Source organism: Streptomyces sp. NBC_00400 (assembly GCF_036048035.1).
Taxonomy (GTDB): domain Bacteria; phylum Actinomycetota; class Actinomycetes; order Streptomycetales; family Streptomycetaceae; genus Streptomyces.
The window spans coordinates 2,535,788-2,550,377 of the sequence record NZ_CP107940.1; the positions used below are offsets into that span (position 1 = coordinate 2,535,788).

The following is a 14,590-nucleotide window of genomic DNA, read 5'->3' on the forward strand; positions in this document are numbered from 1 at the left end:
AAGTCGTTCAGAGGTGGGCGGGAGCGGAGACGCCGAGCAGACGCAGGCCGTTGGCGAGCACCGTCCCGCCGGCCTCGGCAAGGGCCAGGCGGGCACGGTGCACGGCCAAGGGTTTCTGCTCCCCGACGGGCAGCGGCGGAAAGTCGTCATGCCACCGGAAGAACGCGTCGGCCGTCGACTCCAGATGCCGCACCACACGGTCCGGTGCCCGCAGCCGCGCGGCGACGTCGATGACGGAGGGATAGGTGGCCAGCAGGGTCTGCAGAGCGTGCAGGCTTCGCGAGGGCGCAGGGGCGGCTGTGGTGTGCCGTGGCGACGGCTGCGATGCGTGCCGCGCGCCGGCCGGGACCGCGTCACCCGCCGCCGGATGCCCCACATCCCCCGGCTCGCTCACCAACCCCAGCTCACCCGCGTTCCGCACCAGCGCCCGCGCCCTCGCGTAGGCGTACTGCACCCGGAAGCGCGGGTTGCTCTCGCGCTGCACGGGCCGCTCGGGCACCCGCACCGGATCATGCGCGGCCGGCCGCAACAGCACCCAGCGCGCCTCGTCGGAGCCGAGCCGGGCGGTGAGGGTGGCGAGGTCGTACGGAACGGGCGCGAGGGCGGGGCGGCCACCGTCCCGGCGGCCGCCGAGCCCGGCCGCCGCGTCGATCCGCCCCAGCACCTCGCCGACCACGGCCTCACGGGCACCGCCCGCCGGGGAACCGGCCACCGGACCGAAGACTCCGTCGAAGGCATCACCGGAGACCTCGCCGAAGCCATCAGGGCTCTGCGCCGCCCACGTCCCGCCGTAGCCGTCCCCCTGCGCCAGCACGTCCCGTACGAGCGCGATCAGCGCCCCGTCCCCCAGGGTGAAGTTCAAAAAACCCGGCCCGGCGATCTCGACCCGGACGATCCCGGCGCTCCCGGCCAGCCGCTTCCGCAGAATCTCGGCGACCTCGCGGGCCGGCTTCCCCGCCGGCCCTGCGAGCTGCAACGCGACATTGGAGGCGTAGTCCCCACACCCGGGCCGCGGCGGCGGCTCGACAACGATCCGCGCCGGCACCGGCACGGAGAGCTCCTGCTCCTCCACCGCACCACGCACGGAGCGCAAGACGGTACGGGAGAGCTCAGCGGGGGTCACAGGACAAGCGTATGGGAGACCAGGGGGAGGTCTGCGACCCGGTTTCGCCCTGTGGACACTCCGCGCGACGATCCAGGGCGGGTCCGGCACACACCTGAGCACGGCCCCCCGGGCTCACAACCCGCGGACCGCGCTACTCCCCACCCGCATCCACCATGCCGACCCCACCGGACGCTGCGACTCCGCCGGACACCGGAACCCCACCGGACGCCGCGACCCTGCCGGACGGAGCACCACGCTCCGCCGCACGCCCGCCCCCGTCGCTCTCCCCGTCCTCGTCCTCGGCCCCGCCCTCGGGCCCACGCGCCCGCTGGCGCCTCTCACGCACCAGCATCCTCACGGTCCGCACCAGCTCCGCCGGCTCGAACGGCTTCGCAAGAAACGCGTCCACCCCCACCGACTCGCCGTTGTCCACCTCGCCCTGGGTGCACGCGCTGACGATGGCGATCGGGATGTCCCACGTCCGCGGATCGGAACGCAACCGCGCCGCGGCGTGCAGCCCGTTGAGCCGCGGCATCACGACATCGAGGGTCACGACATCAGGTCTCACGTGGTGCACCACGTCCAGACATTCGGCACCATCAGCCGCGGTCACGACCTCGAAGCCCTCCAGCTCGAGATTGACCCTGATCAACTGCCGGATCACCTTGTTGTCATCGACAACGAGGATCCGACCGGACAAGCCAGGCACACCATGAGACTAGGACCACGCCTGAGACTGCGTCCCGGTTTTCCCCACTTCCGCCCCCGTGTGAGGGACCTTTCCGCGACCGCCACCGCCACCTCCCCGCGATGCGCTACAAGCTCCGGCACACGGCCCCGCGACCCCTCCCGCCCCCTCCCCCGCCACCCACGAAACCTGTTCATGAACACCCCATCAGAGCTGGTAGGGTTCTACCCGTCGCCACAAGAACACAGGCGGCAACGCCCCCGTAGCTCAGGGGATAGAGCAACGGCCTCCGGAGCCGTGTGCGCAGGTTCGAATCCTGCCGGGGGCACTCCAGCCAGACCAGCGTGATCAATCCGCTGAGCCGCTGAAGTGCCAGACTTCAAGAGCCGGACCCAGTCCCACTGGGTCCGGTTCTTTGTCGTTGCTACGCACTGATCACGAGTGAGCGGCGAGTGAAGGCTCAGATGCCGGCCGTCACCTCCAGTCGGCCCCAACTGCGCGTCGACAAGCAGACGTTCCCCCTTCCAGCCGAGTCTCGGCATTTCGGCAACACCGCCTAGCGGGGCATGGTGAGATGGCACCGCCCCTTGCCGTCCCTGACGCAAGCGTCTACGCCAGAGACCTATCGGATGGTGCATAAGTGAGCGGAATCAACTCGGACGAACTCGACAAGGATCAGCTCGATCAACTGCATGCGGCGACATTAAAGGCATCCGAAGCTTGCCTTGAGCTTAAAAAGCTCTGCGCTGTGATCCTCATCCCTGTCGGGACCCTCCTGGCTTCGTTCGGCGATAAAAAACCTGGCACTTCCGTATTCATTGCGGGATTACTTGTCATCATTGCCTTCTGGATGGCAGACAGCTTCAGCTACTTCTTTCAGCGGAAGCTCAGAGGCGTCATGATCCCAATCTGGCAGCGTCGAGCCGCCCGTTGCCCCGGCGGGTATCTCCATGTCCCCACTTCAGGAGCCGTCAGCCCGCTACGCGCGGCATTCAACGCTTCAATGGCCTACTATCTGATCCTGGGGTTGCTCGTCGGGATCGCAGCCTGGGCATATTCGAATGGCTGGCTCGACAGTTAGGCTTCGCAGATGCGCTACTTTGTAAGTTACGCAAGGCAAGACCATACACTTGATCAACTGCGAATCATGGGGGAACGCCTGCAGGGCGCGAGCTCCGTTTACATCGATGACCTAGAAAACCACGGAAAGGCCACAGACCGAGTTCGAATTGTCGTCGATGCACTTACTCGAGCTGATATTTTCCTAGCCGTACATTCAACGCACTACCTCAGAACTGAGTGGACCCGCTGGGAACTCGATAAAGCATTGAGTGAGGGCCTGGAAGTTGTCGCTCTGCTGCCCAGCGGAGAACAGGTGCGCTGGGGGAGCCCTCAATGGCCTTGGCCGGTCAGCCGGGTCGATTCAGACGCTGCCGTTGCTTCGTAACGGGAGCAGGGCCTGCTGCCGTAACCAGCAGAACTGCCAACCTGATCGCTGACCCTCCAGCAGCCGGAGGTCCCTGGTACACCGCCGCTCTCGTTGGCGAAGAGCCTGCCGTCCTTGGCCGTACCGAACTCCTTGATGTGCTCCTGGAGCATCGCGACCAACATCGGTTCCGCCCCCGCAGCCGCGTGGTCCAGCCCGCGCTCCGCCCAGGTAAGGGCTTCGTCGACGCGGCCCGCCGCGTCCAGTTCTCCGGCGATCAGCAGGTGGGTACAGCCGTTGCGGTGGAGGTCCGCAGCGTGGATGGCGATCAGTTCGCGGGCGGCACGCAGCGAAAGCGCCTGCTTGAAGTCCGGGTCCTCGGCCAGCCGTTCTTGCAGCAGAGCGGTTCCGGCGGAAGCCGGGCACCGGGCCCCTCGGCCGGGTGCCCGGTCGGATCCGGGACGCGGGGCAGGGGTTGCGGTCAGCCGTCCAGCCGGACCGGGAGGGATTCGATTCCGTAGACGATCGAGAGTTTGCGGAATTCCAGTTCCTCCGGTGTGGCGGCGAGGCGCATGTTCGGGAAGCGGCGCACCAAAGCGGGGTAGGCGGCGCGGAGTTCCATGCGGGCCAACTCAGCGCCTACGCAGCGGTGGATTCCGTAACCGAAGGCGAGGTGGGAGGGGACATTGCGGGTGGGGTCGAACTGTTCCATTTCCGGGCCCAGTTTGCCGTCCCGGTCCGCGCCGCTCAGGGAGCACAGCACCACATCTCCGGAGGCGATCCGGACACCGCCGATTTCCAGGTCCTCACGGGCGAAGCGCGGGAAAGCGACCTGGACGACGGTCAGGTACCGGAGAAGTTCCTCGACGTAGCCGTCGACGACGTCGTCGCCGTCGAGGAGGGCCGCGAAGTGCTTGGGGTCCTGGAGGAGGACCAGGGCACCGAGGGCCAGCATGCTGGCGGTGGTTTCGAAGCCGCCGGTGAGGACGCCGTCGGCGAGGCCCGCGAGTTCTTCGTCGCTGACCGAGTCGCCGTGTTCCTTCACGATCATCCCGAGCAGGCCGTCGCCCGGATTTTCGCGCTGCTTTTTGACGATGTCCCGGAAATAGGAAAGGGATTCGGATATGGCACCGAAGGAGGCGTTTGCGCCACTGAAAAGGTCGAAGCGGGCGGCACTGAGGCGTTCGAAGTCGGCGCGGTCTTCATAGGGGACGCCGAGGAGTTCACAAATAACGAGGGACGGGATGGGGAGGGCGAAAGAGTGGACGATGTCGACCGGATCTCCGTTTTTCCCCTCCTTTTCCATGGCGTCGAGGCGTTCCTCGACGATCTCGTGGATACGGGGGGTGAGCCGGCTGAGGCGGCGCATGGTGAATTCGGGCGTCAGGAGACGACGGAGCCGGGTGTGCACCGGCGGGTCGGCGAATCCGAGTCCACCGGGGTTCTGTTCGGCACCGGCGCCGGCCTTGCCGACGAGGTTGGTGAAGTCCGAACTGAAGGCATTGGCCTTCCCCAGGACGGCCTTGACCTCGTCGTAGCCGGTGACCAGCCAGACGTTGGCGGCAATCGGCACGGGGAGCTTGCTGACGGGCTCCCGCTCCCGGACGGCGGCCAGATCGCCCACAGGGTCGAGCCCATCGCGTCGCAAGGGCATCAGGACGGACTCGGGCAAGAAAGACATCCGAGACAGGTCGAAGCCTTTCTTCCGGGTTCTCGCCAGATACATACGGCCGGCCCAGGCGATGATCCGGGAACGGAGAGTCGTCATGACGCTAATACTGCCTTTCGTCGAGGGGGACGGTCCCCCGCGCTCCGCGACCCAAGGCGGCCGGGGCGGCACGGAACCTCCACTCGGCGTGCACCGGTGTGACGTACGCCATAGCCCCTCGCTTACGGTGGTCATGGCACTGGTCCATGCCATCGACCGATGTCTTCGGTCGCCCGCATCAGCGTGACGAGCTCGGCCTCGGCCTTCTTCTTCTATTCGGTCTGGACGAGTTTACAAAGTGCCATTGGGCGCGTTCACGGAACAACCCGGAATGACCCCGAGTGGGCCCTGAGGTGCCCCTGAGATACCCCCGATGTGCCCCCGGGACGCCCTTGAGATGCCCTTGAGGCGTCCTTGATTCCTTCTCGGGCACACCCCTCCGCAGCCCCCGCGGCCGCCACCCTCCTTCATTGGCCTGCACCCGTCGCCGCCGCGCCCCCCCTGCCGGCCCCGGGGGGGCAATCCGTGGTTCCGGGCGGCGGGTTCGCAGTGGCGGGTGCGACAAGGGTGCTGCCCTGAGGGCTCGTTGGGGCATGGAGGGAGAAGGAGCGGAGGCAGGCAAGAAAGGGGAGGGAGGGGGCGATTCCGGTGTCCGGTGAGAGCGACCGGAGCCGAGTGGGTGAGACCTGCCAACTCGCATCATTACGGATTGTGATGAGTTGCGGACCCTCCGGAGCCTGCTTAGCGTGAGGAGGGAACGAAAGTGAGCGGCGGGACCGGCGTGGCGCCAGAGAGCGGCGCGGTAGCGGGAAGCCGCACTCACAGCCGGGGAAGGGTGCGACAGGCACCGCACCGGCGGGGCACAGGCCCCGACCCGTCCGTCAGGCGACGCCCGGCAGCTTCGCTCATCTCGTCCCGCAGGGAATCCCTCCCCGGGGACTCTCCCCTTCGCAGGAGGAAGCGCATGTTTCCGCAGTCGAAGTCCGGCAAGTGCGGCCTGTTCGGCCTGTTCGCCCTGTGTGTTCTTTCCGGTGTGCCGGCCGGAGTCGTCGCGGCCGGCCCGGCCCTGGCGTCCGACGGGAGCGAGGGCGACAACTTCGCCGTACACGAGGGCCATGTCGTCGCCGAGGACGGGCTGGTGGTGCGCATCGGCCCGAGCACCCGCTACCGCGTGGTCGGTTCGAAGGAGTACGGGTCCAGGGTGGGGATCGTCTGCCGGGTCAAGGCGGAGCGCATCGAGGGGAACCCCGTCTGGTACAAGCTCTCCGATGCGTCGTACGCCTGGTCCTCCCGGCGGGACATCGTGAGCGACGGGGAGGCCCCTCGCTGGTGTTGAGGCCGAGGCCCGATCTTGCGGCCCGGAACACCAAGACCCCGAGTCGCGCCTCAGCTCACCGCGAACTGGGCGACGTACTCGTCGAAGGGCTCGATACCCACCTCGCCTCGCAGGACGTCCATGCGCTCGGGGTCTTCGCAGGGCCACGGGACGGGTGCGCCCCCGACGATGCCCGCGATCTGTGTGCCGTAGATCTGTTTGCGGCCCTCGTTCACCAGCGTCCGGTCGCGCAGGAAGGCCAGCTCGCGCGGGCTTGCCGAGCCCGCCTCCACCGCCTGCTCCATGAGCCGGAGCGCACGCCGCTGCACATCGAGCTGACGGTCGGCGTGCTGCGCCACCAGCCAGGCGCCGCGAGCGGCATCGGCACCGACGCGTTCCGCCGTCGGCCAGCCGTACTCGTCCATGATCTGGTGGAGCCGGTCGCCGTGCTGCGCGGTGAGGCGGCGCCAGGCCAGTTGCTCCGCGGGGTTCTCGCTGTTCGCGCCGGGTGAAGCGCTCTGGTCCGCCTGAGCCATGCGGATGAGTTCCGCCGACAGGGCCGCCGTGTTGTTGTCGTGTGTCACGTTCGCTCCTCGGTCCGTGCACGCGGTCTGCGTGCACGGTCTTCGCCTGGGGTCGGCGCCCGTGGTCTGCGCCTGTTCCGGTCCACCACGCTAGGGGCCTTTCGCGGCGCGAAGATCATTCCGGAGAACGGTGACGGAGAGGGCCGGATCGGGGGATACTGGATCTACGCCGGAAAGAGTGCCGGAACGAGTGCGGCCCTGTCCGGTGCGGTGAGGTGGCCCGCAGCCGCGGCGACACATGGGCGACCCACAGACGCGACACACAGGCGACCCACAGACGTAAGCGCCCACGGGGAGCCGTCTACGCGCGGACGCCCGAACGTCGTATCCGACATAACGGAAATAGCGGCCGCCGCTTGCTACGTTGCCAGGCATGACGGCAATGGCAAGGGCGACGGCTGCCGCGCGCCCGGCGGACACTCCCCCACCCTTGCCGTCACTCCCCAAGCGGCGGGGCGTCGAACTGGCCCTCCTCTTAGGCGCCGTCCTCATCAGCGTCTGCGGATATGTGGCGGTGGGGCTGGCCCGGTGGCATGCCCTGCCGGGTGGTGCGGTCCGCTATGGCGCGGGGCTCGGCGGGCTCGCGCTGCTCGCGCATCTCGCCGTACGCTTCCGCGCCCCGTACGCCGATCCGCTGCTGCTTCCCACTGCCGTGCTGCTCAACGGCGTCGGGCTGGTGCTGATCTTCCGGCTCGACCAGGAGACGCCCCGCAACCACGCCGCACCCACCCAGCTGCTGTGGTCGGCCGTCGGCGTCGCACTGTTCACGGCGGTGGTGGTGCTGCTGCGGGACCACCGCATGCTGCAGCGGTACGCCTATGTGTGCGCGGCACTGGCGCTCGTGCTCATGGCGGCGCCGATTCTCTTTCCCGCCGTCAACGGGGCGAAGATCTGGATCCGTTTCGCCGGATTTTCCCTGCAGCCGGGCGAGTTCGCCAAGGTGCTGATCACCGTCTTCTTCGCGGGCTACCTCGCCGCCAATCACGGCGCGCTGGCGCACACCGGGCGCCGGATGTGGCGGCTACGGCTCCCGACCGGCCGGGTGCTCGGGCCGATCGTCGCGATCTGGCTGGTCAGCGTCGCCGTGCTGGTGCTCGAACGCGACCTGGGGACCTCGCTGCTGTTCTTCGGGATCTTTGTCGTCCTGCTGTACGTGGCGACCGGGCGGACCGGCTGGATCGCGATCGGGCTGTTCCTGGCGGGCATCGGGGCGGCCGCCGTCGGCACGCTGGAGCCGCATGTGCACAGCCGGGTCGAGGACTGGCAGCACCCGTTCGCCGGTATCGCGGCGGGCAAGGGGCCCGGTCAGCTCGCCCAGTCGCTGTTCGCGTTCGCCGCCGGCGGGATGTTCGGCACCGGCCTCGGCCAGGGCCACTCGTATCTGATCGGCTTCGCCATGAAGTCCGATTTCATCCTGGCGACCTATGGCGAGGAGCTGGGGCTGGCCGGGCTGACCGCGCTGTTCCTGCTGTACGCGCTGCTCGTGGCGTGCGGTTACCGTGCCGCGGTCGCCGTGCGGGACCCGTTCGGCAGCCTGCTCGCCGTGGGCCTCGCGGCGCTGCCCGCCATCCAGGTCTTTGTGATCGCGGGCGGGGTGATGGGGCTGATTCCGCTCACGGGGATGGCGATGCCGTTCCTGGCGCAGGGCGGGTCGTCCGTCGTCACGAACTGGATCATCATCGCGCTGCTGCTGCGGATCAGTAACAGGGCGCGGATGCCGGCGGGTGCGGAGGGGGAGGGGACCGGCCGTGGGAGGAGGGGCGGGAGGAGGAGCCGGAGGGCGGGGAGTGCTGCCGGGCCTCCCTCGGCGGGCGGCAGCGCGGCGGCCGGGCCGGCGGGCGAGTCCACGGACGAGACGGCGGACGAGACGGCGGACGAGGCCAGGAGCGGTGTGGCGCATGCCGCCGAGACTGCGGGCGCCAGCGGCGGCAGGAGCGCGGGCCGGTACGAGGGCAGGAGTGCGGGTGTGCACGACGGCAGGAGTGCGGGTGTGCACGACGGCAGGAGTGCGGGTGTGCACGACGGCAGAAGTGCGGGCACGCAGGGCGGCAGGAGCAGTGCGGCGAGCCTTCCCGGGAGCGGCGCGGGACTCGGGGCCGGGAGTTGGGTGGCCGGTTTTCTGAAGCCGGCCAAGCCGCAGGTGCCGGAGGCGGTGAGCGGGGCCGCGGAGCAGAGGGGGGCCAAGGAGCAGAGAGTTTCCGGGGAGCAAAGGGGGTCCGGGGAGCGGAGAGGGGCCGAGGAGAAGAGCGCGTCGCGGGCGCAGGGCCGGCCGCCGGCCGCCCCGTCGCCGGCGCCCGTCGAGGACGCTCGCTCCCCGGAGGCCGGCCGTTGATCCGCTGTATTCGCCTCACCGCGGCCTTCTCCTTCCTCCTCCTCGTGGCGCTGCTGGTCAACGCCACCCGGGTACAGGTCGTCGACGCGGAACGCTTCAGCGCCAGTCCGGCCAACCGCCGGGGGCCGATCGTCCGTTACGCACAGCCGCGCGGTGCCGTGCTCGTCGCCGGCCGCGCGGTCACCGGTTCCCGGGACAGCGGGGGGCGGCTGCGCTACGAGCGCACCTATACCGACGGGCCGCTGTACGCGCCGGTCACCGGCTACTCCTCGCAGACCTACGGGACCTCCCTGCTGGAGAGCGCCGAGGACGGCGTCCTCTCCGGGGCCGACGACCGGCTCGCCACCTTCCCCTGGTGGGACCGGCTGACCCACGCCCACCGGCCGGGCGGCAGCGTCCACACCACCATCAACCCACGGATGCAGCGCGCCGCGTTCGACGGGCTGGGGGACAAGAAGGGCGCGGTGGCCGCGATCGAGCCGCGTACCGGACGGATCCTGGCGCTGGTCAGCACACCGTCGTACGACCCGGGCGAGCTGTCCGGCAACGGCGCCGGGGTCACCGAGGCCTGGCACCGGCTGAACGGCGCCGAGCAGCAGCCGATGCTCAACCGGGCGCTGCGCCAGACCTATCCGCCCGGCTCCACGTTCAAGGTCGTCACCGCGGCGGCGGCGCTGGAGAGCGGCAAGGTCACCGATATCGACGCGCCCACCGATTCGCCCGACCCCTACCCGCTGCCCGGCACCGACACCCGGCTCGGCAATGCCGCGAAGGGCTGCGAGGACGCGTCGCTCAAGGACGCCTTCCGGGCCTCGTGCAACACCGTCTTCGCGCGGCTGGGCGCGCAGATCGGACTGCGCCGCATGGCCGATACGGCCCGGAGGTTCGGCTTCAACGACCGGCGGCTGTCCATCCCCGCGCCCGTCGCGCCGAGCAACTTCGATACGCGGATGGACGCCTCGCAGGTCGCGCTCTCCGCCATCGGGCAGTACGACACCGCCGCCACACCGCTCCAGATGGCGATGGTCGCGGCGGCGGTCGCCGACGGGGGCCAGCTGACGGCGCCCTCGCTCATCGACAAGGTGACCGATGCCAGGGGTGTGGTGGTCGCGGGCGATCCGCACCGCCCCACCCGCCAGGTGACCAATCCGGTCACGGCGCAGCAGCTCCAGGACATGATGGTCGACGTCGTCGAGCACGGCAGCGGGCGGCTCGCCGCGATCAAGGGCGTCACGGTCGGCGGCAAGACCGGCACCGCGCAGCACGGCGTGCACAACGAGGGCACGCCGTACGCCTGGTTCATCTCCTGGGCGCGGCAGAAGGACGGCTACGAGCCGGCCGTGGCCGTGGCCGTGGTGGTCGAGGACGCGGCCGCCGACCGTGCGGACATCAGCGGCGGGGGGAGCGCGGCGCCGATCGCACGGGCGGTGATGGCGGCCGCTCTGGGCTGAGGTTCTTCGCGGTGTGACCCCTTGCCCGTCCCGGCGTCACAATGGCCGTATGGCTGATGCGATCCCGTCCATGGAACCTGCTCCGCCCCCGCTGTTGTCCCTGGCCGAGGTGGCGGCGCTGGCCCGGCGCGCGCACTCGGGTCAGACCGACAAGGCGGGCCGCCCGTATGCCGAACACCTGGCCGCGGTCGCGGCGGGGGTACGCGAGCGGGGCGGCAGCGATGAGCAGATCGCCGCGGCCTGGCTGCACGACGCGGTCGAGGACGGGGCGCTGAGCCGGGAGTGGCTGGCCGGTGCGGCGCTGGGCGAGACGACCAAGGCGATGATCCTGGCCGTCACCAAGCGGGTGGACGAACCGGTCGAGGAGTACACCGCGCGCATCCTGGCCACGCCCGGGGCGCTGCTGGTCAAGGAGTCCGATCTCGCGCACAACGCCGACCCGGAGCGGCTGGCCGCGCTGGACGCGCCGACGCGGGAGCGGCTGACGGCGAAGTACGCGCGGGTGCGGGAGCTGTTGGGGCTGCCCCGGCGGTAACGGGCGCCGGGCTATGCCCCTTTGCCGGTTTCCGTTGCGATTTCCGTCGCCGGTTTCCGTTTTCGGCTTCCGTTGCCGGTTTGCGTTGCCGGTTTGCGTTGCGGCGGTGGGGTCCACACATCGGACACCTCCGCAGAAAGGTGTCGTACGCAGCTAGTCTGCGGCGATGAGCTCTACGCAGCCTTCGACACAGCCGTCGCAGCCGCCGCAGCCCCGGGAGTCCGTGCCGTCCGCGTCGTCCCCGGCGCGGCCCGCTCCGCAGCCGACCGCCGGAGAAGCCCGCGTGATCGCCGCCCTGGAGGGCGTCGGCGTCCGGCGGTACACCACCGGCCAGGTCATCCTCGACGCCGTCGACTGGAGCGTACGGTCCGGTGAGCACTGGGCACTGCTCGGTGCGAACGGCGCGGGCAAGACCACCATCCTGCGGCTCGTCGGGGCGCTGATGTTCCCGACCGTCGGCAGCGTCGAGGTGCTGGGGCACCGGCTCGGCTCGGTGGACGTCCGCGAGCTGCGCGCCGTCATCGGACTGGTCTCCGGCGCACAGAAGGTTCCGCAGGACGCCACGGGCCACACGGTCGTCCTGACCGGGGCGACCGGCACCGTGCAGCCGTTGTGGCGCAAGTACGACGAGGCGACCCGTGAGCGCGCCCATGAGCTGCTTGCCGAGCTGGACTGCAAGGAGCTGGCGGAGCGGCCGTTCGGGGTGTGCTCGGGCGGCCAGCGGGCCAGGATCCTGATCGCCCGCGCCCTGATGGCCGACCCCCGGCTGCTGCTGCTCGACGAGCCGTTCAACGCGCTCGATCTGCCCTCCCGCGAGGATCTGATCGATGCGCTGCACCGGCTGGCCCTGGCGCGGCCGGAGTTGGCGACCGTGACGGTCACCCACCATCTGGAGGAGCTGTCGCCGTCCATCGGCCACGCCCTGCTGCTGCGCGAGGGCCGGGTGCAGGCGCGCGGCCCGGTGGACGAGGTGCTGACAGGAGCGCGGATGACCGCGTGCTTCGGCCGTCCGATCGAGGTGTCCCGGCACGAGGGGCGGTGGCTGGCCCGGTCCGGCAGGCGGTAGTCCTCTCTCCCTCCGCCCGCCACCCTCCCGGCGGGCGCCTCCTACCCTTCCCCGGCCGCGTCCCGCACCCCGCTCAGGAACCGCCGGATCGCCGCCTGTTCCCCGGCCTCGAAGGTGGCGAGCAGGTCGATCGTGCGGTCGATCAGCGGGCCGAAGAACGACTGGACCCGTTCAGCGAGATACTTGCCGAACGAGGGGTTGGCGAGGCTCTCGTTCGCCGCTCCCGACCGTTTCCGGGGGTGCCCCATGACTGCAGCCCGCGCCACACGCTCTCCCGCGCACTCCCCCTCCGCCGCCTTTCGCGCCGCCTACGAGCAGGCCATGGCGCTCTGGCCGGTCCCGGTGGAACGGCTCGATCTGCCATCGGAGTTCGGCAGCACCCGGGTCAATGTCTGCGGGCCGGCCGATGCCCCGCCGCTGGTCCTGCTGCACGGCGGCGGCACGACCTCGGCCCTCTGGTACGCCCAGGCCGCCGAGCTCGCCCGTACACACCGGGTCCATGCGGTGGACCAGATCGGCGCGCCGGGACTCAGCGTGCACTCCGGACGGGCGCTGCGGCGGCCGGAGGATCTGTTCGCCTGGCTCGACGGTGTGCTCAGCGGCCTCGGCCTGGAGTCGGCCGCGCTGCTCGGGCACTCGTACGGCGGCTGGCTCGCGCTGAGTTATGCGGCGCACGCCGCCGGGCGACATCCCTCCCGCTCCCCCGGGACGCCGAACAAGGTGGAGCGGCTGGTGCTGCTCGATCCCACCCAGTGTTTCGCCGGGTTCCGGCCGTCGTATCTGCTGCATGCGCTGCCGCTGTTCGTACGGCCCGGCGAGCGGAGCACCCGGCGGTTCCTGGAGTGGGAGACGGGGGGTGCGCCGCCCGCCCCGGAATTGGTGCGGCTGATGGGCCTGGGCGGCGCCGAGTTCCGCACCGCGAAGGTGGTCACGGGGCCGCGCCCGGACATCGCCGGGCCGGGCGGAGCGCCGGTGCCGACCCTGGTGCTGCTGGCGGAGCAGAGCCGGGCACACTCCCTGCGCCGGGTCGCCGCACAGGCCGAACGGACGCCGGGCGTACGGATCGGGACCGTGACGGGCGTGGGCCACCACTCCATGCCGTACGGCCAGGCCGCCGAACTCGGCCGCCGGGTGCGGGACTTCCTGCAGGACCGGCTCCCGGACGGCACGGCCCCGTAGGCACGGCTCCCGGACGGCCGGGCCCCGTAGGCACGGCTCCCGCTCAGCCCTCGTCCGCGCCCTCCGCGATGGCCGCCGCGACCTCCGCCGTACGGGCCTCCTCCTCGGCCGCGAAGCGCTCCGCGTCGAGCTTTTCGGCGATTTCTTCGTCCTCGGCCATGAGCAGATCGAGATTGGAGTCGCCCATCTCGAAGACACCCATGTCCACATAGGCGCGCTGGAGACGTTCGCCCCACAGGCCGATGTCCTTCACACAGGGCACGATCCGGCTGAAGAGCAGCTTGCGGAAGAGGTGCAGGAATTCGGAGTTCTCGGTGAATTCGGCCGCTTCGTCGTGCGGAATGCCGAAGTTTTCGAGGACTTCCAGGCCGCGCAGGCGGTCGCGCATCAAGTAGCAGCCCTCGATGACGAACTCCTCGCGTTCGCGCAGTTCGGCGTCGGTGAGCTGCTTGTAGTAGTCGCGCAGCGCCATGCGGCCGAAGGCGACATGGCGCGCCTCGTCCTGCATGACGTAGGCGAGGATCTGCTTCGGCAGGGGCTTGGTGGTGGTGTCGCGGATCATGCCGAAGGCGGCCAGCGCCAGGCCCTCGATCAGCACCTGCATGCCGAGGTACGGCATGTCCCAGCGGGAGTCCTTGAGGGTGTCGGAGAGCAGCGCCTGGAGATTGTCGTTGATCGGGTAGAGCATCCCGATCTTCTCCCGGAGGAAGCGGCTGTAGATCTCGGCGTGCCGCGCCTCGTCCATGGTCTGGGTGGCGGAGTAGAACTTCGCGTCGAGGTCCGGGACGGATTCCACGATCCGTGCCGCGCAGACCATGGCGCCCTGTTCGCCGTGCAGGAACTGGCTGAACTGCCAGGAGGTGTAGTGCTGACGCAGTTCACCACGGTCCTTATCGGTCATTTTGTCCCAGTACCTGGTGCCGTACAGGGACATGGACTCGTCCGGGGTGCCGAGCGGGTCACCGGGGTCGACCTCCTGGTCCCAGTCGATCCGCAAGGTGGCGTCCCACTGCTTGTCCTTGCCCTTCTGGTAGAGGGCCAGCAGCCGGTCGCGCCCGTCGTCGTAGTCCCAGCTGAAGCGTGCCGCGCCGGAGGCGGGCACCTTCCACACGGGGTCGCCAGGGCCTTGTACGTAGAGATCTCGGGTCGACACGGACGCCTCCTCGGCTCGCCAAACGCCTTGTCATGGGCGGTCGTTGGC

The 14,590-nt window shown here is 69.8% G+C and carries 13 protein-coding genes, 1 tRNA gene and 1 pseudogene; 9 read left to right on the forward strand and 6 right to left on the reverse strand.

Annotated features, from left to right (window positions below; all coding sequences use genetic code 11):
• Positions 1-7 precede the first annotated feature (7 nt).
• Together nrtL and OHS81_RS11010 are read right to left on the reverse strand one after the other, a co-directional pair.
• Positions 8-1,123, reverse strand: coding sequence for an ArgS-related anticodon-binding protein NrtL (nrtL, locus tag OHS81_RS11005; protein ID WP_328384625.1), 1,116 nt, complete (start codon positions 1,121-1,123; stop codon positions 8-10).
• Positions 1,124-1,256: 133 nt separating this feature from the next.
• Positions 1,257-1,814 carry a response regulator gene (locus tag OHS81_RS11010; RefSeq protein ID WP_328384626.1) on the reverse strand — a complete coding sequence of 186 codons (558 nt, stop codon included), beginning with the start codon at positions 1,812-1,814 and terminating at the stop codon, positions 1,257-1,259.
• 235 nt (positions 1,815-2,049) lie between these two features.
• Here OHS81_RS11010 and OHS81_RS11015 point away from each other — a divergent pair.
• From OHS81_RS11015 to OHS81_RS37415, 3 genes are all read left to right on the forward strand, one after another.
• A tRNA-Arg gene (locus tag OHS81_RS11015) sits at positions 2,050-2,121 on the forward strand.
• A 312-nt stretch (positions 2,122-2,433) separates the two neighbouring features.
• Positions 2,434-2,874: a hypothetical protein gene (locus OHS81_RS11020; RefSeq protein WP_328384627.1), complete on the forward strand. Its 441-nt coding sequence runs from the start codon at positions 2,434-2,436 to the stop codon at positions 2,872-2,874.
• 9 nt (positions 2,875-2,883) lie between these two features.
• Positions 2,884-3,240, forward strand: coding sequence for a TIR domain-containing protein (locus OHS81_RS37415; protein ID WP_443058681.1), 357 nt, complete (start codon positions 2,884-2,886; stop codon positions 3,238-3,240).
• Positions 3,241-3,700: 460 nt separating this feature from the next.
• On the opposite strand, the gene OHS81_RS11025 is transcribed toward OHS81_RS37415, so the two are convergent.
• A complete protein-coding gene (locus tag OHS81_RS11025; protein WP_328384628.1) occupies positions 3,701-4,987 on the reverse strand; it encodes a cytochrome P450 in 1,287 nt (428 codons plus the stop codon).
• Between the two features lie 904 nt (positions 4,988-5,891).
• On the opposite strand from OHS81_RS11025, the gene OHS81_RS11030 reads away from it, so the two are divergent.
• Positions 5,892-6,263, forward strand: coding sequence for a hypothetical protein (locus OHS81_RS11030; protein ID WP_328384629.1), 372 nt, complete (start codon positions 5,892-5,894; stop codon positions 6,261-6,263).
• 50 nt (positions 6,264-6,313) lie between these two features.
• On the opposite strand, the gene OHS81_RS11035 is transcribed toward OHS81_RS11030, so the two are convergent.
• Positions 6,314-6,826: a DUF6624 domain-containing protein gene (locus OHS81_RS11035; protein WP_328384630.1), complete on the reverse strand. Its 513-nt coding sequence runs from the start codon at positions 6,824-6,826 to the stop codon at positions 6,314-6,316.
• Between the two features lie 382 nt (positions 6,827-7,208).
• Between OHS81_RS11035 and OHS81_RS11040 the strand changes: the two are divergent.
• From OHS81_RS11040 to OHS81_RS11055, 4 genes and pseudogenes are all read left to right on the forward strand, one after another.
• A pseudogene (locus tag OHS81_RS11040) lies at positions 7,209-8,546 on the forward strand (FtsW/RodA/SpoVE family cell cycle protein); the annotation flags it as partial.
• Between the two features lie 608 nt (positions 8,547-9,154).
• Positions 9,155-10,609: a penicillin-binding transpeptidase domain-containing protein gene (locus OHS81_RS11045; RefSeq protein ID WP_328384631.1), complete on the forward strand. Its 1,455-nt coding sequence runs from the start codon at positions 9,155-9,157 to the stop codon at positions 10,607-10,609.
• 49 nt (positions 10,610-10,658) lie between these two features.
• On the forward strand, positions 10,659-11,144 hold the full coding sequence (locus OHS81_RS11050; RefSeq protein WP_328384632.1) for an HD domain-containing protein: 486 nt from the start codon (positions 10,659-10,661) through the stop codon (positions 11,142-11,144).
• Between the two features lie 283 nt (positions 11,145-11,427).
• Positions 11,428-12,210, forward strand: coding sequence for an ABC transporter ATP-binding protein (locus tag OHS81_RS11055; protein WP_328391047.1), 783 nt, complete (start codon positions 11,428-11,430; stop codon positions 12,208-12,210).
• Between the two features lie 41 nt (positions 12,211-12,251).
• Here OHS81_RS11055 and OHS81_RS11060 read toward each other — a convergent pair whose 3' ends face one another.
• Positions 12,252-12,458 carry a hypothetical protein gene (locus OHS81_RS11060; protein ID WP_328384633.1) on the reverse strand — a complete coding sequence of 69 codons (207 nt, stop codon included), beginning with the start codon at positions 12,456-12,458 and terminating at the stop codon, positions 12,252-12,254.
• Here OHS81_RS11060 and OHS81_RS11065 point away from each other — a divergent pair.
• The gene (locus OHS81_RS11065; RefSeq protein WP_328384634.1) at positions 12,457-13,389 is read left to right on the forward strand and encodes an alpha/beta fold hydrolase; all 933 of its coding nucleotides are present in this window, start codon (positions 12,457-12,459) and stop codon (positions 13,387-13,389) included. The two genes, OHS81_RS11060 and OHS81_RS11065, sit on opposite strands and share 2 nt — an antisense overlap.
• 43 nt (positions 13,390-13,432) lie before the next feature.
• Here the strand turns inward: OHS81_RS11065 and OHS81_RS11070 are convergent, their stop codons facing one another.
• On the reverse strand, positions 13,433-14,542 hold the full coding sequence (locus OHS81_RS11070; RefSeq protein WP_328384635.1) for a ferritin-like domain-containing protein: 1,110 nt from the start codon (positions 14,540-14,542) through the stop codon (positions 13,433-13,435).
• Positions 14,543-14,590 lie beyond the last annotated feature (48 nt).

Bases quoted from the DNA above. Each gene is read 5' to 3' on its own strand.
- OHS81_RS37415 (WP_443058681.1), top strand. From the start codon at position 2,884: ATGCGCTACTTTGTAAGTTACGCAAGGCAAGACCATACACTTGATCAA.
- OHS81_RS11025 (WP_328384628.1), bottom strand. From the start codon at position 4,987: ATGACGACTCTCCGTTCCCGGATCATCGCCTGGGCCGGCCGTATGTAT.
- OHS81_RS11030 (WP_328384629.1), top strand. From the start codon at position 5,892: ATGTTTCCGCAGTCGAAGTCCGGCAAGTGCGGCCTGTTCGGCCTGTTC.
- OHS81_RS11050 (WP_328384632.1), top strand. From the start codon at position 10,659: ATGGCTGATGCGATCCCGTCCATGGAACCTGCTCCGCCCCCGCTGTTG.
- OHS81_RS11065 (WP_328384634.1), top strand. From the start codon at position 12,457: ATGACTGCAGCCCGCGCCACACGCTCTCCCGCGCACTCCCCCTCCGCC.
- OHS81_RS11060 (WP_328384633.1), bottom strand. From the start codon at position 12,458: ATGGGGCACCCCCGGAAACGGTCGGGAGCGGCGAACGAGAGCCTCGCC.